This is a genomic window from Nocardia bovistercoris, from assembly GCF_015674855.1.
Taxonomy (GTDB): domain Bacteria; phylum Actinomycetota; class Actinomycetes; order Mycobacteriales; family Mycobacteriaceae; genus Nocardia; species Nocardia bovistercoris.
In genome coordinates this window covers 1-15,863 of the sequence record NZ_JADMLG010000017.1, presented here as the reverse complement: position 1 = coordinate 15,863, position 15,863 = coordinate 1, and the positions used below count along the sequence as shown (strand labels likewise).

Sequence of the window (15,863 nt, the reverse complement as noted above, 5' to 3'; positions counted from 1 at the left end):
GGAGGCGTCTCGAGGAATCGCGTCGGGGTCGGTGTGCGCGAGCGTGACCACTCCGTGCTCGAGAGCGAGAGCCATCAATGCCATCTGCTCGGCGGGCGTGGGCAGTTCACGCCCCGTCCCTTCGATCACGCGGCGGGCGGAGCGCGCGTACCATTCTCGAGAAGCCCTGGTCGACGCGCAGACCCTCGATCTGGTTGGCGGCTTCGTCTTCGATGACGCTGATCCGGCGGCGTAGTTCGACGATCTCGGTGTCGCGTTTGGTCTCGCACGCGGTGATCGCCTGCCGGTCGGCAAGATAGCGGCGCACCGCGCGGTCGCGTTCGCGGCGTCGGCGCACACGCTCGCGTGAGCGACCGATTCCAGCCAACCGCCCGTCGACACATTGTTGCGTTATCCGAGAAGGAGTTTCGCCATGTCGATGCCCGTCTCGTCCTGGTCTCCGGGCCGGCTGATCGCGTCGGTGCCAGCCATCATCGGGCGCGAGGCCCCGCCATGGCCGGTAGTGGCGTGCGACAGGGAAACATGAGCTCCCGGTGTTCGGATCGTGCGGGCGGTGGTCACCATCCTGGATCGCCGAGTACCGGGATATTGATCCAGCTGGGCCGGTTCGGGTCGAGTTCGAGATGCTGCGGTCGCAGGCCGCTCTCGTTGAGCAGTGGCCGCAGCGGGAGACCGCGGGGCAGATTCAGCGCGAACACATCCACGCGCAACCGATGGCCGGGTTGCAGGATCCCGTCGGTGGCGGTCAGACCGATATCGACGATCGTCGGCTCGCCGGGGACCACCGGGCGCCGAGTAGCCAGAGTCAGGATCGGATAGGGATCGGTGTAATCACCGTCGGCCGAACGCTTCGCCTTGTCCTGGTCCACCTCGCGCAGCGACGCTTGGAGTTGACCACTGGTCCACACCGTGGAACGACCGTCGGGTGCTACGTCGTTGACCGTCACCGACCAGTACCCGTCCGTCGCATCGAGCACCGTGTTCAGGTGCGCGGCGATCGGTCCTGACACGACCGTGGGTTGTGCGACCGGCGCGCTGGTGAAGGTCAACGCCTCGGCCTCGCTGATCCTGGCGTCCTCGGCGCACGCGTCGAGGATCGAGGTGATCCCGGCCGTGCCGGTGGCCGAATCGCGCGAACACAGGGTGAGCAGGCCGGGGGCCGCGGTGAGCCGGGCCGCGCCGCCCACCGTGGCCGACAACGTGCCGTCGTGGGCGCTGCGCACGGTGCCCGAGATCGCCGGATCCAGGTACATGCGCCGGTAACTCGTTCCCGCACGCGGGAATTCGTTCGTACTGGTCCAGCCGCCGCCCTGCTGCCACAGCGTCACGTCGTCGTAGGAGTCGATACCGTTGTCGATACCTTTGAGCCAGTGGTCGAACCACGCCCGCTGGAGCACGTCCAACCGCGGCGGCGCCCCGACCTGACCCAGCCCGCTACCGGTACTCACGTGGTAGGTGTCGCCCATGATCAGTTTCTTGTGCCCTGCGGGCACCGCGATCGCGTCGTATACGCGCGGTGCGGAATAGGCGAAGATGTCGTGCCAGCCGCCGTAGACGAAGGTGGGGACCTGCACGCGTTCGGGATGTCCGAGCCAGGACTGGCGTATCGGCGTGTCGTCCTCGAGCAGCTCGCGTAGGTTCGGCGGGATGTCCTCGACGCTGGGCACCGTGAGCGTGGCGAACAGGTAGTCGAAGAAGGTCAGCGGGTCCGCGACCCGATCGGCCAGCCACTTCCAGTCGAAGGTGCCGGTGAGCGCCGAACGCAGGTCGGGCACCCACTTGATGTTGTTCACCATGAACAGCCACAGCGGCAGGAAGCCGACACCGAGACCGCCACCGGTCGCGACGATATCGCGCAGAAGGTCGCTGCCCGGCACGATCGGGAAGATCGCCTTCAACGCTTCGGGGTGCCGCTCGGCGGTCTGCAACTGGTTGATCGCGGAGTAGGAGACCCCGCTCATGCCGACCGCCCCGTTCGACCACGGCTGCGCGGCGGCCCAGTCCACGACCTCCGCGCCGTCCTGCTGTTCACGGTCGCCGAACACCTGCCAGATGCCTTGGGAGAACCCGGTTCCGCGGACATCGACCACGACCTGGGTGTAGCCGCTGCGCACCAGATCCCGGTCCACCGCGAAAGTCCGCGCGAAGCCGCCGGGCAACGCCTTGGTGATATCGGTCAAACCACCGAGACCGAACCCGGACAGGTCGAACCGGGTCAGCAGGTCCATGACCGCGTCGCCGAGCACCGGCACGTTCAATGCCGAATCCGCCACGTTCGACACCAGTTTCGAATACGGCATGAGGTTCACGATCGTGGGCAGCGGCTTGGTGACCGGGCGGCCGAGCGCGTCGGCGGGACGATAGACGTTGCCCTTCAACACGGTGCCGTCGCTCATCGTGACGGGTACGTCCCACTCGATGTAGACGTTCGGATACTGTTGCAGCCCATCGTGGGTGGCGGTCCAGCCTGCGCCGAGCGCGCCACCGTCGGGCAGCGCCCGCCCGGACTGCGCCGACACCGCACCAGCTCCGATCACGATGACCGACACCACGAAGGTGACCGCCGTGCGGATGAGACGACGTCGTCTGTTCATGAGTCCCGCTCGCTACAGGTGCCGCCACCGACACACATCTATCTACTGTTCGGTCAACGGTAATGACGCACATAAACACGGACAACAGTCATCGACCATAGTCATCGACACTATTCTCCGTGAACCTTCACGGTTCACCGGGAATACGACGTGAGCGGTATGTCCGCGGTGTTCGCCAGTACCGCGGCTCATCGATCGAAAGTCAGCCTGCGATGAGTTCGGCTGCTCGCTCGCCGATCATCATCGCCGCGGCGTTGGTATTGCCACCGACGATGGAGGGCATGATGGAGGCGTCGGCGACTCGAAGTCCTTCGATGCCGTGTACTCGTAGTTCGGGGTCTACAACGGCGCGTTCGTCGGTGCCCATCCGGCAGGTTCCGACCGGGTGGTAGACGCCGGAGGCGTTGCGTCGCACGAAGTCTGCCAGATCCGCGCAGGCAGGGCCGGTGCCGGGCATGAGCTCGCGCCCCAATTCCGAGGCGACGGCGGTGTGCCCGACAGCTTCTCGGACCAGTTTCATCCCGGCGAGCAGTGTCGTCGAATCTTGTGGGTCTGCAAGGTAGTTGGGGTCGATGAGTGGGGCGGTGAAGGGGTCGGTCGAGGCCAGCCGGACGGTTCCTCGACTTTCGGGGTAGAGCATCGTGGGCAGCAGTGTCAGTGACGGTGCAGAATCAGCGGCCAGGTGTAGTCCTGGTTCTCCGGGTAGCCCATGGGGAGGATGAACATCTGGAGATCGGGGATGTGGGTGCGGGTTCTCGCTCCGCTGTCGAGGAAGCCGACGGCTTCGAAGGGCGTGTGCGCGAGGTGAGTCGAGCGTGGGCGTACCGATTCCCGTGCCATGGCGGTGGCGAAAGCCAGCGGTGAGGCGCGGCGCCCGCCGCGTGCGTGGTAGGACATCGGCACGAAGAGGTGGTCGTGCAGGTTGTCACCGACCGGCAGGTCGGCGACGATATCGATGCCGTGCTCGCGCAGGTGTTGTGCGTGTCCGATGCCCGACAGCATCAGCAGCCGAGGGGAGCCCAGTGAGCCTGCGCTGATGATGACCTCGCGGGTTGCTCGTGCTGGCGCGACCGGGCGCCTGTCCTTGGAGCGCGCCAGTTCCACTGCGACGGCGCGGCCGTTCTCCACGATGACCCGTGTCGCGGTCACGCCGCTGAGCACCTGGAGATTGAGCGGGGCGTCGTGCAGGTATCCGCGATCGGTGCCGACCCGCCGCCCCGCATGAGTGCTCTGTTGTAGCGCGGCGACGCCGAACTGCTGCGCGCCGTTGTAGTCGTCGTTCGCGGCGAGCCCCGTCGTGGCCGACAGTGCGGCCATGAAACTTTCGGTGACCGGGGCGAGTCCGGTGGCCCGTTCCACCGCGATGGGTCCGGTCCCGCCGCGTAACTCGCTGGGACCGTCCTCGAAGCTCTCGAGCCGTCGGAAGGAGGGCAGCACGTCGTCGAATCCCCATCCGGTGGCGCCGTCGGCGGCCCAGTCGTCGTAGTTGCGGCGGTTGCCTCGCACGAACGCCATCCCGTTGATCACACTGCCGCCGCCGAGGGCGCGCCCGTGGGACTGGGGAAGTTTGCGCCCGTTCATGTGTCGCTGTGCGATCGTGTGGGCGGGCCAGGTGACGCGGCGTTGCAGTGTGGTCACCGCGTGGATCGCGCCGCACATTCCGGGAACCGTGACCAGCGGCCCACGGAGCTGTCTGCCCGATTCGATCAGGGTGACCGAGGCTCCGGTGTCGGCCAGGCGTCGGGCGAGGATCGCGCCGGCGCTGCCCGAGCCCACGACCACGTAGTCCGCCGAGGGCAGGCCGTCGGGCCGCTGTCGTCGCTTCATCTGTCGACCTCCGCTGTCGAGCTCCCATGAGGAAGCACTTGACGATTCGAAATCGCTCCGCGACCGGAATCGATCGGATCGGAGCGGGTGTGATCACTTCGGCCCGGTTTCGGGCGCCGATGGCGGTTCACGGGCGCGGGCCCAGGCAGTTGTCGGGGCTCCAGTCGTTGAGGTTGCGTACGCCGTGGGAGACCTCGACGAAGTGCGGGGCGATGAAGGTCTTGGTGGTGGCCATCAGGACCATGAGAATGCCGAGGGTGGCGAAGGCGGACAGGATCACCGTCGCCAGTGGTGTGCGTTGATCGGGTGCGGTGTCCCAGCGGGTGTAGAACAGCAGCGAGGAAAAATGCCAGGCACCGTAGATGAGCACGTTGAGTCCCCACATGCCGACACCGTTGTCGAAGCAGTAGTTCGAGCCGGTGTAGGCGAAGGTCTCGGCCAGGGGCATGATCGGCGCGATCAGCGCGCACAGCACCGCGTGGCGGATGAGGTTGTCTCTGGCCAGGACCGTGTTCGTGCGGTCGAGCAGCTGGGTGAGGATGCGGTAGAGGGTGCCCAGAAGCACCGAGTAGAAGCCGAAGACGCTGATGGTCATGGGCAGCATGAACAGCGGCACGCCGTTGGGGTTGAGTTCGGTGTTGAAGGCGAAGTGCCCGTGCAGGACCTCGTACCAGGGGTCGGTGCCGATGAATCCGCCCAGGCAGGCGAAGATCAGCAGGAAGATTCCCATGCGGAAGCCGTAGAGTTCGCGCAGCGGCAGACCTTTGTCCTCGCGTGCGCGTAATATCAAGGGCAGCAACAGCATTCCCGCACCCATTACCACGGCCTGCCCGACGAGGGCGGGGTCGTTGGGTTTGTCGTAGCTCAGGTTCAGCACGACGAATCCCTGGATGGGGACGGTGAGCAGGAACCAGATCGCGTAGATCAGTTCGGTGCGGCGTTTTCCCGGGTTGGCCGAGAGGAGGCGGAATTTCGGCGGATCGGCCGTGAGAGAGTCGTTGCGGGCGGGGGTGGCTGTGGGGTCGGCGGGTGCGCTCACCGTGGTGTGTCCTTCGAGGTGGTGGCCGGTCAGGCGGGAGTGGCGACGTGGCCGGTGGTCAGGGCGGCGAGGATGCCGCCGTCGACGAGAAGGTCTGTGCCGGTGAGGTGTCCAGCGTCGTCGCCGAGCAGGAAGTCGGTGACCGCGGCGATATCGGCGGGAGTCCCGACGCGTCGCAGCGGTGAACTCTCGACCATGGCCGCGATGGTGGCGCCGTTGACCGGGTCGAGGAGTCGACCGTGAAGATCTGTTCGGGTGCGGCCTGGGTGGGCGATACCCCCGCGGTGTGCACGACGGCGCTCACCGCGCCCACCTCGGAGGCCGCGCGGGCCGGCTCGCGCACCTGAGCGCGGTCGGTGATGTCGACAGGGTGGGTGGTGACGGCGTGGCCTTGCTCGCCGAGTTCCCGTTCGAGGCTGCGCAAGGCCGTGGGATCGCGGTCGGCCGGCACGATCGGGCGGCCCGCCCCGCAGCGTCCGGCGACCGCTCTGCCGATTCCTCCGAGGCCGATCACGACGAGTACGTCAGTGCGCATGTGCACCCTTTCCTCCGGCGGGCAGAATCCCGGACCGGGTCGGATCGAGCCCTGACGAGTGCGCGCGAGTGGCGCCGGGCCGGATCACCGATATGCATTAAGTAACTTAACCGACAAGTTAGGCGGACGCGCGTGCTCCTGTCAATCACCCGCCTTCGGTCGGTGCCACCTTGGCGACGACGAAGCGACGCCGCCATCGGCATCGGCGGGTGAACTACGAGCGTCCCTCCTCCCGGGGGTGCGACATCGGCTCGTGCGCCGAGTCGGTCGAGGCGAGCGGCGATTCGAGCACTGTCACTCTCCGCGCGTGGGCACCTCGGAACGCTGCGCGGCGACGCTGTGGCGACAAGTCGTACGGCCGTGGGCTTTTCGCTCGCCGAAGGCCCGACCGCGCCGGAAGCTCAATGTCCTGGCTGGTCGGTGAGGCCCCAGGCTTTGTTGGCCCGGTCGTGGAAGGTCTCGAGTTTGGTGATGAACCGCAGATTGGCGATCAGTTCCTCGCGCGGGATGTCGAACAGTTCGCTGGTCATCGTGCGGGCATACGCCTCGGCGACCTCGGCGGCCCGCTTGCCGAGCGGGGTCACGTGCAGGGTCTTGCGTTTGTAGTTGACGCTGTCGGGGGCATCGCGCACGAACCCTTTCTTCTTGAGCTTGGAGATGGTCTGTGACATCGCCGCGCGGGTCACGCTGAGCATGTCGGACAATTCGCTGCCCGCGATACCGTCGTGCCGCGAGATCAGTAGGCACATCTCTGCCTCGAGCAGCGTCATCGGCGGACCGGCGCCGAAGTCGCGCGGTATCCGTCGTCCCTGCTGCAACTTGTTGATCACCCGCAGCAAGGTCTCGGTGGCCTGCGACGCGATCTCCTCGTCACTGCCGGACACACTGTCGGCCTCTGAGTCCACCACGACCTCTCCGCTATTCGTTGACAGGATCTCGCCGTCGAGTGTACCTTCTGGATTAAGATACTTAACCGGCGCAGCATCGGACTGGCTACCACAGTTCGGGAACCCCGCACCCTCGATGAACAAAACCCCGTTTTCTCGAATCCGGTCCTCGGAGGCCGGATCTCACCGTTGCGCGTGGCCCACCGGCGCGGCGGGAATCACGTCGAACAAGGAGGTTCGGTGTCGACGACGCAACTGACTTCCGCGGATGAACACGATCCCGCGCTGACGGCGATCTTGCGAGACAATTTCACCGGCACGGTCGTGTCGAGCGTGCAAACGTTCGGTCGGCTGCTCGACATCGTGCTGCGCGCGGTGCGTATCGGCGTCACCGATATCGTCGGCGTGCGTTTCCCGGTGCGCGAAACCCTCACCCAGGCATGGTTTCTGATCAAGGTGACCGCGGTTCCCAGCGTCTTGATGGCGATCCCGTTCGGTGTGATCGTCTCCACCCAGGTCGGCAATATCGTCTCCCAGCTCGGCGCGGACTCGATGATCGGGGCCGCGGGCGGGTTGGGTGTGGTCAAGCAGGGTGCGCCGATGGCCACGGCGCTGCTGCTGGGCGGTGCGGGCGCGGCCGCGATCGCGGCGGATCTGGGCGCACGCACGATCCGCGAGGAGGTCGACGCGATGCGCGTGATGGGCGTGGATCCGATACAGCGGCTGGTGGTTCCGCGGATCGCGGCGATGATGCTGGTCGCGCCGATGCTCAACGTGCTGACCATCGTGGTCGGTATCGCCTCGGGCTACGGTGTGGCCGTCGCCGCGCTGGATGTGACGCCCGGCAGCTACTGGCAGTCGTTCGGATCGTTCACCACCGCCACCGACATCTGGGTCTCGGTGGTGAAGTCGGTGCTGTTCGGGGTGCTGGTCGTGGTCATCGCCTGCCAACGCGGCCTGGAAGCGCGCGGTGGTCCGCGCGGGGTCGCCGACGGCGTCAACGCCGCGGTGGTGCTGTCGGTGGCCGCGGTGGCGGTGGTCAACACCGCGATCACGCAGGTGGTCACGATGTTCATCCCGGTCAGGCTCGCCTGATGGTCGCCTCGAAACATGTGCCCTCAGGGCTGCGCCGCCTGGGTCGCTTCCGGGGTCGGATCGCGCCGTTGGCCGCGGTCGAGTCGATCGGATTCGTGCTGGGTTTCTGCTGGCAGGTCCTGGCATCGCTGCCCTACACCCTTGTGCACTATCGCCGCCAGACCCTGACCGCGATCATCGATATGACCTGGGGTCGTGGCTCGATCGTCGTCGGCGGCGGGGTGGTGCCGTTGATGTTGCTGTTGGGCGCGACCATCGGCGCCTCGATCGGCATCGAAGCCTACGCCACGCTGAACCTCATGGCGCTGGGGCAGCTCAGCGGCTTGATCTCGGCGATCGCTGTCACTCGTGAGCTGGCTCCCATCGCCGCGGGCATCGGGTTCGCCGCCCAGGCCGGATGTCGTATGACCGCCGAGATCGGCTCGATGCGGATCTCCGAGGAGATCGACGCCCTGGAATCGCTGGGTCTGCGCTCGGTTCCGTTCGTCGTGACCACGCGGATGATCGCGGGCATCGTCGCGGTCGCCCCGGCCTTCGTCGTTGCCCTGATCCTGGGCTACCTGTCGTGCGCGGTGATCGTGACCACCGTTCACGACACCCCCGCGGGCACCTACGGGCACTACTTCGACCAGTTCGTCGTCGGCTTCGACGTGATCGCCGCGACGGTCAAGGTCACTGTCTTCGCGGTCGCAGTGGTCCTGATCCATTGCTACCAAGGCTATTTCGTGCACGGGGGTCCCGAGGGCGTGGGGGTGGGCTCCGGTCGCGCCATCCGCGCCAGCTTCGTGTCGATCATCGCCCTGGACATGCTCGCCACCGTCGTCCTCTGGGGACTGCGTTCCCCGATCACATTCACAGGGTGAAACAGTGCCGACCTACGCTCTGCCCGGCAGCGAAACCGGACCACGCCGCGCCCGGATCATCGGCGCGACAGCGGTTCTGGTGGCCGTCGCGCTCACCGCCACGACACGACTGCTTCCCGACAGCGGCCGCGCCGAGCAGTTCCGGCTCGCGATGATCACCGAGCAGGTCGGGGCGGGCATCACCACCGGCACCGACGTCCGCGTGGACGGGGTACGGGTCGGGACCGTCACCGCCATCACCACCGACGCGCCCGGACGCCAGCGCCTGGACTTCACGGTGGCCCGATCCGAACTGTTCGATCTGACCGATGCCATGAGCGTGGACTACGCGCCGTCGAATCTGTTCGGAATCAGTGCCCTGCAACTGCATTCCGCCCCCGCGGGCCGCCCGCTGACCGACGGTTCGGTGATCGACCTGACCGGTCGCGCGAGCGAGCGGGTGCGCGATGTCACGCTGTCCTCGCTGCTGCGCTCCACCGGCGTGCTCACCGACGAGGTCCTGACCCCGACACTGACCGAATTGCTCGACATGGCCGCCCGCGATCTGCGCGGGTTCACCCCGCTGTTGCAAGCGATCGCCGCCACCGCCCGCGCGGTGACCGACACCCGGCGACTGCCGTCCTCGGTACTGCTCGAACAGTTCGGATCGGCGCTGGCCGGATCGGCGCCGATGATCACCGGCGGCATGGGCGTGCTGTATTCCATCTACACCAACGACTACTTCGCCGACCCCGAGCACATCACCCGCTACAGCCGCATCTGGTCCGACATCCAGGACCAACTCCTGCCCGCAGTCACCCGCACCCTGCGCGCCTCCCGGCAGTACTTCGCCGACTCGCTGCCGGTGATCACCCTGGCACTGGACCGGATCAGCGCCTCGGTCGCCGACCCCGAGCGCGCCCACGACCAGCTCGCCGAACTGCTCGACCGCCTGCGCGCCGCGTTCCGTGACACACCGAACGGGCCGACGCTGGCCACGCACGTGGAACTCGATACCGTCCCCGGCCTGGCCGGGCCGTTGGCGGCCCTGCTCGACCGCACCCACCCCGAGGCAGGCCGCTGATGTCGACCCCGTCGCTGCTGTGGCGCCTCGCCGCGGCCCTGTGCCTCACGGTCGTGGCATTGACCGGGGTCTTCCGGCTGATCGACCAACCCCTCGGCGGTGACACCGCCACCTACACCGCGCAGTTCACCGACGCCAACGGCCTGCACGCCGGAGACGACGTGCGCATGTACGGGCTACGGGTCGGGACCATCGACGCGGTCACCCTCGACGAGGGGCTGGCGCGGGTGCGTTTCACCCTCACCCGCGACCGGCCGCTGTTCACCAACAGCACCCTGGCCATCCGCTACCAGGACCTCACCGGATTCCGCTACCTGGCCGTCGGTCAACCCGACCAGCCGCAAGCCCGCCGCGACCCGGGCGTGCTCATCCCGGCCGCGCAGACGATCCCGGCCTTCGACATCACCACCCTGTTCAACGGGCTCCAGCCCGTGCTCGCCCAACTGTCCCCAGGCGAGGTCAACCAGTTCGCCACCAACATGCTCGCGGTCATCCAGGGCGAGGGCACCGGGTTCAGGCCCGCGCTGTCGGCGATCGAGAAACTCAGCCACCACGTGACCGACCGGCAAGGGCTGATCTCGGCGCTGGTGGGCAACCTCGGTGAGATCTCGCGACACCTCGGCGGAAATTCCGGCAACGCCGTGGCCTTGCTGGCCAACATGACCGCGCTGTTCGTGACCCTGACCGACAAACTCACCGGCCTGGTCGCCTTCGCCAACACCATCCCGCCGGTGCTCACACCGCTACGCGACATGCTCGACACCCTCGGCCTCACCGGGCAACGCGACCGCGACCTCGACGCCCTGCTGCGCACCGCGTTTCCCTCCCCGCAACAGGGCGCCGAGATCATGTCCCGGCTGCCCGGCATGCTCCAAGCCGCCACCGCGGCCCTGCCCACGACCGGCCCCGGCGCCGATCTCGGCTGCTCGCACGGCACCGTCGAGGTCCCGGCCGCTCTCCAGGTGTTCATCGCCGGAAACAGGATCACCGTATGCCACTCCTGAACCGAAACCCACTGCGGCGAAGCAGAACCCGTCACGCCCGTGGTCCTCGTCCCGAGGCCGCGCGGGACCTGCGTCGCGGTGTGATCGGCCTGTGCTGCGTGGTAGCGCTGCTGGCCGCGGTCGCCGTGATCGGCACGAGCGCGGGCACCGGCGAGCACACCTACACCGCCGAGATGTCGGAGGCCGGATTCGTGCGCCGCGGCGACGACGTCCGCATCGCCGGAATCCCCGTCGGGAAGATCACCGCCCTGCACCTGGGCGACGACCGCGTCCGCGTCGAGTTCAGTGTCGCGCAGGACGTGTTCCTCGGCGAGCAGACCACACTGTCGGTGCGGATGCTCACCGTGGTCGGCGGCTACTACCTCGCCGTGATCCCCGCCGGTACGAAACCTCTCGGCTCGAAACCCATTGCCGTCGACCGAGTCCAGTTGCCCTACAACCTCACCCGCGTCTTCGCCGAAGCCGTGCAACCGGTCCGCCGGATCGACGCGGGCGCGGTGCGCGCCAACCTCGACGCACTCGCCACCGCGGTCAACACCAGCCCGACCTCGGTCGACGCCCTCGTCGACGCCGTGCACGCACTGGTCGGCATCCTCGACACCCAGAACACCGACATCTCCCGCACACTGGCCACCGCCGACGAATACCTGACCGCCCTGGCCGCCAACTCCGAGATCCTGGGACACCTGCTCGACACCTTCGCGACCCTGGAAGCGATCGTGCGCACCAGCAAAGCCCAAGTCGGCCAAGCCCTGCGCGATCTCGCCACCATCGTCGCAGACCTCACCCCACTGGGCCGCACGTGGGACTCCACCTGGAAACAACAGGCAGGCCCCCTGGCCGAGGCCATCCCGCAACTACAAGACCTCGACACCCGTCTGGGTGAACTGCTCGACGCCACACAATCCTTCCAGCGACGCCTGCTGCCCCTGGCCGCACCCGAAGGCGGCATCGCCATCGACCAGTCCGCCACCGCGATCCGTACCCCCGGCATCTGCATCCCGATCCCGGCCGGAGCCTGCTGATGGCCCGCCGCCTGCTCGCCTCCCGCGGATTCATGTCGGTGCTGGTCGTGCTCACCCTCATCGTGGCCACCGTCATCGGCTTCCGGCTCGCCCGCCCGCACCCGGCGATGCGCGGCTACTGCGCCGAGATGCCCGACAGCATCGGCCTCTACGTCGGCAGCGCCGTCACCGTCCTGGGTGTTCCGGTCGGCGAAGTGACCGAGATCCGCTCCACCGGCGCCACCGCGCACGTGCGCTTCACCATCCCGGCCGAGCGCCGCCTGCCCGCCGATGTCGGTGCGGTCACCCTCAGCGACACCCTCATCGCCGACCGCAAACTCGCGCTCGTCGGCAACCAACCGCCCGGTCCCGGCTGGAACACCGACCGCTGCATCACCAAAACACTGACACCCCAGAGTCTTTCGCAGACCTTCGACGCCCTCGGCAGCCTCGCCGCACACCTGCGCGCCGACGACCAGCGCACCGGACCCGGCGCGCTGGAAGCACTCGCGCGTGCCACCGACGGCACCGCCGAGAAACTCAACACCGTCATCTGGCAGCTGAGCCAGGCCCTGGCCGCCCCCGACGCCGCCGTCGCCCACCTCGGCGCACTCCTGGACACCCTGGCCGAGTTGGCGCACAAGGCTACCCGCGACTGGGCCGCGATCGAATCCACCGTCTCCGGGCTCCCGCAAGCCTTCATCGACATCAACGACGACACCATCCCCCCGATCCGCCAACTCGTCGACAACCTCGCCGAAGTCCTCCCACAAACCAACGACGTGATCATGATGTTCGGCTCACCCGGCCTGCGCGCTCTCGACCAGTCCACCGACCTCGCACGCCTGTTCGCCGCCAGGATCGGCTCCCTGGCCGAGATACTGCGCATGACACCGGCGATCCTCACCGCCTTCACCACCGTCACCGACCCGGCCACCGGCGCGATCTCGATCGACTACGCACCACCCGCGCTCCGAATCCCGCACGACAGCGCCAGCGCCCTGTGCCAGGCCCTGGCCACCGTCAGCTCACGCGCCTGCGAGCCCGCCGAGCACGGCACCCTCGACGTCGCCGCCCTGCCCCTTCTCCTCGCGGCGGTGAGCACCCGATGACGACTCACCCACGGCCGCGCGACTGGGCACTGATCGCCCTGACCACACTGGCCCTGCTCACCGGCTGCGCGTTCGACCCCGCCGCCCTGCCCGTGCCCGGCACCGGCGTCAGCGGCGAGACCTACCGGCTGCGCATCGAATTCGCCGACGTCCTCAACCTCCCCCGCGGCGCGAAAGTCATCGCCAACGGCGTCCAGATCGGACGACTCACCAACCTCACCGCCGCCGACCCCACCCCCGCCACCCCCGACCGGCCCGCCCGCCCCGGCCACATCCTGGCCGAAGTCGCCATCGAATCCAGCGTCCGCCTGGCCACCGGCACCCGCGCCGCGCTGCGCCAGGACACCCCCCCTCGGCGATGTCTACATCGCCCTCACCGAACCCCTCCCGCCGCCACCGGGATGCCTGTCGCCCGAGGCCACAATTCCGCTGGCCGACACCGACCCCGCGACCGCGATGGAAGACATCTTCGCCGGACTGGCCGGGTTCGTCAGTGGCGGCGCGGTCGGTGACATCCAGGACATCGTGCGCCAGTTCAACACGATCCTGCCCGCCGACACCCGCGAAACCTCCCGCGTCGCCGCCGATCTCGGCGCCGACCTCACCGACCTCGGCGCGCACCTGCACTCGGTCGACACCCTCCTCGAGGGCCTGGACACCCTGACCCGAGACGCGATCCTGACGAACATGACCGCCTTCGACCAACTGCTCACCCCCTACGGTGTCCAACACACCACCGACGGCGTCAACGCCGCCATCGGCGTCATCTACCTGCTCACCGCCCTCGAACCGATAGCCGACAACGCCATCTGGACCGCGCCCCTGCTCGTATCGGCGGACCGGACCACCCGCGCCGTGGTCCCGATGCTGTTCGGCCGCACCCCTTCGACACCGCGTCCCGCTCCAACCTGACCACCCTGGCCGACCTCATCCAATACCAGCTCATCCCCTTCGCCGAACACGGCCCGAAGATCGACATCACCGACATCACCGACACCGGAGCACAACCGGGCCTACCCGCCGCCGAGCAGACCGCGCGCATCATCGACACCCTGCGCATGATCGGGCTCCTGCGATGAACCCGCGCGCCGCCGCCTCACTCGCCTCGATCGCACTCGTGCTCGCCCTCGGCATCGCTTACATGAGCCTGGGTGTGCTCGAAATGGACCCACGCCGCGAGACCATCACCCTCGACCTGCGCCTGTCCGACTCCGCCGGACTCGGACCCAACGCACCCGTCCTGGTCAACGGCGTCGAAACCGGGCACGTCGAGACCGTGCACCGAACACCCGGCGCGGTCTCGGTACGGCTACGCATCGACCGCCGCCACCGCATCCCCGCCGCCAGCGGCATCCGCATCGAACAACTCTCCGCCCTCGGCGAACCCTACATCGAATTCGACCCCGACAACGACGACGGCCCCTACCTCCAAGACGGCCAACAAGTCCCCACCAGCCGCGTCCAAGCACCCATGACCATCCCCACCCTCTCGGCACGCATGGTCGAACTCCTCGACCAGATCGACCCCGACACCGTCGCCCGACTCCTCGACACCTTCCACCGCACACTCGCAGGCACCGACACCGCCATCGCGACCCTGCAACGATCCACCACCCTGCTCGCCGCGGTCATCCTCACCCGCCGCGACACCCTGCGCCAACTCCTGACCGACCTGCAACACATGGGCGCCGACATCTCCTGGCTCGGCCCCGCACTCACCGACGCCGGACCCCAATTCGCCCGCTTCGGCCAAGCCCTGTCCGCGGTCATCGAATCCGCCTCCGTCTTCATCGAGGCCCGCCCCACCTCCGACTACTTCACCGGCGACGGCATCGTCTCCTTCCTCGACAACCTCACCACCTACCTGCACAAGATCGGCCCCGACATCGCCCCCGTCCTGCCCGCCCTGCAACCCCTGCTCGACCAAACCCTCACCCACACACCCACCATCGACATCAACACCCTGCTCGACCAAGCCCTCGACAGCATCAACCCCGACGGCACACCACGTTTCCGCATCACCCTCAAATAACCAGCGCGGCAGCCTAACTCCACGGCCAGGAACGGCACGAACTCGGCCCCCGCCTTCTCCCACAACGTGACGCTGGGGATCTCGTTCCCACGCCTCGCTGATTCAACGTACACGGCACATCCCGGCGACCGCGGGTGTCGCGTTCGGGATCGTAGAGCTGGATTCACCGCTCGGCGCGAGTGCAGGTGCGCACCCATCGCCTCGACCGTGGACACCCGACCGCGGACTCCCCTCGGCGCCGGTCCGCAGCAACGCCCGGCACGCTCGAGCGAACAGTTCGTCGGCCGATCCGGCCGTGATGTCGACGCAGTGAAGTACCGCAACGCGACAACAGTCAGGGCGGTCTCGCGGTGCCGCGCGTGCGCCAAGACACAACTGCTCGGCCGCCAGTTTGCTCACCCCCTACAGGAAAGCGGGATTGACCGCGTCCGCTTCCTCACCGGCCCGGACACCGAGAGCTCCATCGCTGGTCAGTCGGTGGCCTCGGTGATGGCGAGCATTCGGAACCAGTGGTCGTCGCCCACGATGATCGCCTCGGTGAGCGCTTCGATCGTGTCGTCGGCGTCAGTAGGTGGAAACAAGGGGAACTCGTTGGGGTCATCGAAAGGAAGAGTCATGGTTCCGGGGTTCCCAGATTTTCCCGACTCGCACACCATCTCCCGAAATCGTTGCCGGGGAATCGGTTGAGTCCAGCAGGATGGTGTACGACCGGACGCCAGCAAATGTCTGAGCGTGTCGTAGCCGGGAAGAGGGTGGTCACCGCGTGATCCTTCAGAAGACCTACCAAGTCATGAGAAGGAAGTTTCAC

The 15,863-nt window shown here is 67.5% G+C and carries 17 protein-coding genes and 1 pseudogene; 9 read left to right on the top strand and 9 right to left on the bottom strand.

The window, feature by feature from the left end:
• Positions 1–106: 106 nt before the first annotated feature.
• The 8 genes and pseudogenes from IT779_RS30760 to IT779_RS38245 all read right to left on the bottom strand — a co-directional run bounded on the left by IT779_RS30760 (position 107) and on the right by IT779_RS38245 (position 6,903).
• Positions 107–367, bottom strand: coding sequence for a hypothetical protein (locus tag IT779_RS30760; RefSeq protein WP_196152975.1), 261 nt, complete (start codon positions 365–367; stop codon positions 107–109).
• 190 nt (positions 368–557) lie between these two features.
• Complete coding sequence (locus tag IT779_RS30755) at positions 558–2,594, bottom strand: CocE/NonD family hydrolase (RefSeq protein ID WP_196152974.1); 2,037 nt, start codon at positions 2,592–2,594, stop codon at positions 558–560.
• A 202-nt stretch (positions 2,595–2,796) separates the two neighbouring features.
• The gene (locus tag IT779_RS38250; RefSeq protein WP_232542278.1) at positions 2,797–3,234 is read right to left on the bottom strand and encodes a GMC family oxidoreductase; all 438 of its coding nucleotides are present in this window, start codon (positions 3,232–3,234) and stop codon (positions 2,797–2,799) included.
• Between the two features lie 14 nt (positions 3,235–3,248).
• A complete protein-coding gene (locus tag IT779_RS30750) occupies positions 3,249–4,421 on the bottom strand; it encodes a GMC family oxidoreductase (RefSeq protein ID WP_232542277.1) in 1,173 nt (390 codons plus the stop codon).
• 127 nt (positions 4,422–4,548) lie between these two features.
• On the bottom strand, positions 4,549–5,460 hold the full coding sequence (locus tag IT779_RS30745; RefSeq protein WP_232542276.1) for a hypothetical protein: 912 nt from the start codon (positions 5,458–5,460) through the stop codon (positions 4,549–4,551).
• A 29-nt stretch (positions 5,461–5,489) separates the two neighbouring features.
• On the bottom strand, positions 5,490–5,735 hold the full coding sequence (locus tag IT779_RS38925; protein WP_332839053.1) for an SDR family oxidoreductase: 246 nt from the start codon (positions 5,733–5,735) through the stop codon (positions 5,490–5,492).
• Between the two features lie 38 nt (positions 5,736–5,773).
• Positions 5,774–5,995: pseudogene (locus IT779_RS39135) on the bottom strand (SDR family oxidoreductase); the annotation flags it as partial.
• A 401-nt stretch (positions 5,996–6,396) separates the two neighbouring features.
• Positions 6,397–6,903, bottom strand: coding sequence for a MarR family winged helix-turn-helix transcriptional regulator (locus IT779_RS38245; RefSeq protein ID WP_196152973.1), 507 nt, complete (start codon positions 6,901–6,903; stop codon positions 6,397–6,399).
• Positions 6,904–7,122: 219 nt separating this feature from the next.
• On the opposite strand from IT779_RS38245, the gene IT779_RS30730 reads away from it, so the two are divergent.
• From IT779_RS30730 to IT779_RS30690, 9 genes are all read left to right on the top strand, one after another.
• On the top strand, positions 7,123–7,977 hold the full coding sequence (locus IT779_RS30730) for an MlaE family ABC transporter permease (protein WP_332839045.1): 855 nt from the start codon (positions 7,123–7,125) through the stop codon (positions 7,975–7,977).
• Complete coding sequence (locus tag IT779_RS30725; RefSeq protein ID WP_196152972.1) at positions 7,977–8,840, top strand: MlaE family ABC transporter permease; 864 nt, start codon at positions 7,977–7,979, stop codon at positions 8,838–8,840. The genes IT779_RS30730 and IT779_RS30725 overlap by 1 nt, the downstream gene beginning before the upstream one ends.
• Positions 8,841–8,844: 4 nt before the next feature.
• Positions 8,845–9,903 (top strand): MlaD family protein, encoded by a 1,059-nt coding sequence (locus IT779_RS30720; protein ID WP_196152971.1) that lies wholly within the window; start codon positions 8,845–8,847, stop codon positions 9,901–9,903.
• Positions 9,903–10,907 carry an MlaD family protein gene (locus tag IT779_RS30715; RefSeq protein ID WP_196152970.1) on the top strand — a complete coding sequence of 335 codons (1,005 nt, stop codon included), beginning with the start codon at positions 9,903–9,905 and terminating at the stop codon, positions 10,905–10,907. Before IT779_RS30720 ends, IT779_RS30715 begins: the two co-directional genes overlap by 1 nt.
• Entirely contained in the window at positions 10,895–11,932 is a 1,038-nt protein-coding gene (locus IT779_RS30710; RefSeq protein WP_196152969.1) for an MlaD family protein, read from the top strand. Before IT779_RS30715 ends, IT779_RS30710 begins: the two co-directional genes overlap by 13 nt.
• Positions 11,932–13,023 carry an MlaD family protein gene (locus tag IT779_RS30705; protein ID WP_196152968.1) on the top strand — a complete coding sequence of 364 codons (1,092 nt, stop codon included), beginning with the start codon at positions 11,932–11,934 and terminating at the stop codon, positions 13,021–13,023. The genes IT779_RS30710 and IT779_RS30705 overlap by 1 nt, the downstream gene beginning before the upstream one ends.
• Positions 13,020–13,535 carry an MlaD family protein gene (locus tag IT779_RS30700; protein ID WP_196152967.1) on the top strand — a complete coding sequence of 172 codons (516 nt, stop codon included), beginning with the start codon at positions 13,020–13,022 and terminating at the stop codon, positions 13,533–13,535. Before IT779_RS30705 ends, IT779_RS30700 begins: the two co-directional genes overlap by 4 nt.
• Complete coding sequence (locus IT779_RS30695) at positions 13,480–13,935, top strand: hypothetical protein (protein ID WP_196152966.1); 456 nt, start codon at positions 13,480–13,482, stop codon at positions 13,933–13,935. The genes IT779_RS30700 and IT779_RS30695 overlap by 56 nt, the downstream gene beginning before the upstream one ends.
• A 163-nt stretch (positions 13,936–14,098) precedes the next feature.
• A complete protein-coding gene (locus tag IT779_RS30690; protein ID WP_196152965.1) occupies positions 14,099–15,055 on the top strand; it encodes an MlaD family protein in 957 nt (318 codons plus the stop codon).
• Positions 15,056–15,525: 470 nt separating this feature from the next.
• Here the strand turns inward: IT779_RS30690 and IT779_RS30685 are convergent, their stop codons facing one another.
• Complete coding sequence (locus IT779_RS30685; RefSeq protein ID WP_196152964.1) at positions 15,526–15,672, bottom strand: hypothetical protein; 147 nt, start codon at positions 15,670–15,672, stop codon at positions 15,526–15,528.
• Between the last annotated feature and the right edge of the window lie 191 nt (positions 15,673–15,863).

Bases quoted from the DNA above. Each gene is read 5' to 3' on its own strand.
- IT779_RS30755 (WP_196152974.1), bottom strand. From the start codon at position 2,594: ATGAACAGACGACGTCGTCTCATCCGCACGGCGGTCACCTTCGTGGTG.
- IT779_RS38250 (WP_232542278.1), bottom strand. From the start codon at position 3,234: ATGCTCTACCCCGAAAGTCGAGGAACCGTCCGGCTGGCCTCGACCGAC.
- IT779_RS30750 (WP_232542277.1), bottom strand. From the start codon at position 4,421: ATGAAGCGACGACAGCGGCCCGACGGCCTGCCCTCGGCGGACTACGTG.
- IT779_RS30725 (WP_196152972.1), top strand. From the start codon at position 7,977: ATGGTCGCCTCGAAACATGTGCCCTCAGGGCTGCGCCGCCTGGGTCGC.
- IT779_RS30715 (WP_196152970.1), top strand. From the start codon at position 9,903: ATGTCGACCCCGTCGCTGCTGTGGCGCCTCGCCGCGGCCCTGTGCCTC.
- IT779_RS30710 (WP_196152969.1), top strand. From the start codon at position 10,895: ATGCCACTCCTGAACCGAAACCCACTGCGGCGAAGCAGAACCCGTCAC.
- IT779_RS30705 (WP_196152968.1), top strand. From the start codon at position 11,932: ATGGCCCGCCGCCTGCTCGCCTCCCGCGGATTCATGTCGGTGCTGGTC.
- IT779_RS30700 (WP_196152967.1), top strand. From the start codon at position 13,020: ATGACGACTCACCCACGGCCGCGCGACTGGGCACTGATCGCCCTGACC.
- IT779_RS30695 (WP_196152966.1), top strand. From the start codon at position 13,480: ATGGAAGACATCTTCGCCGGACTGGCCGGGTTCGTCAGTGGCGGCGCG.
- IT779_RS30690 (WP_196152965.1), top strand. From the start codon at position 14,099: ATGAACCCGCGCGCCGCCGCCTCACTCGCCTCGATCGCACTCGTGCTC.
- IT779_RS30685 (WP_196152964.1), bottom strand. From the start codon at position 15,672: ATGACTCTTCCTTTCGATGACCCCAACGAGTTCCCCTTGTTTCCACCT.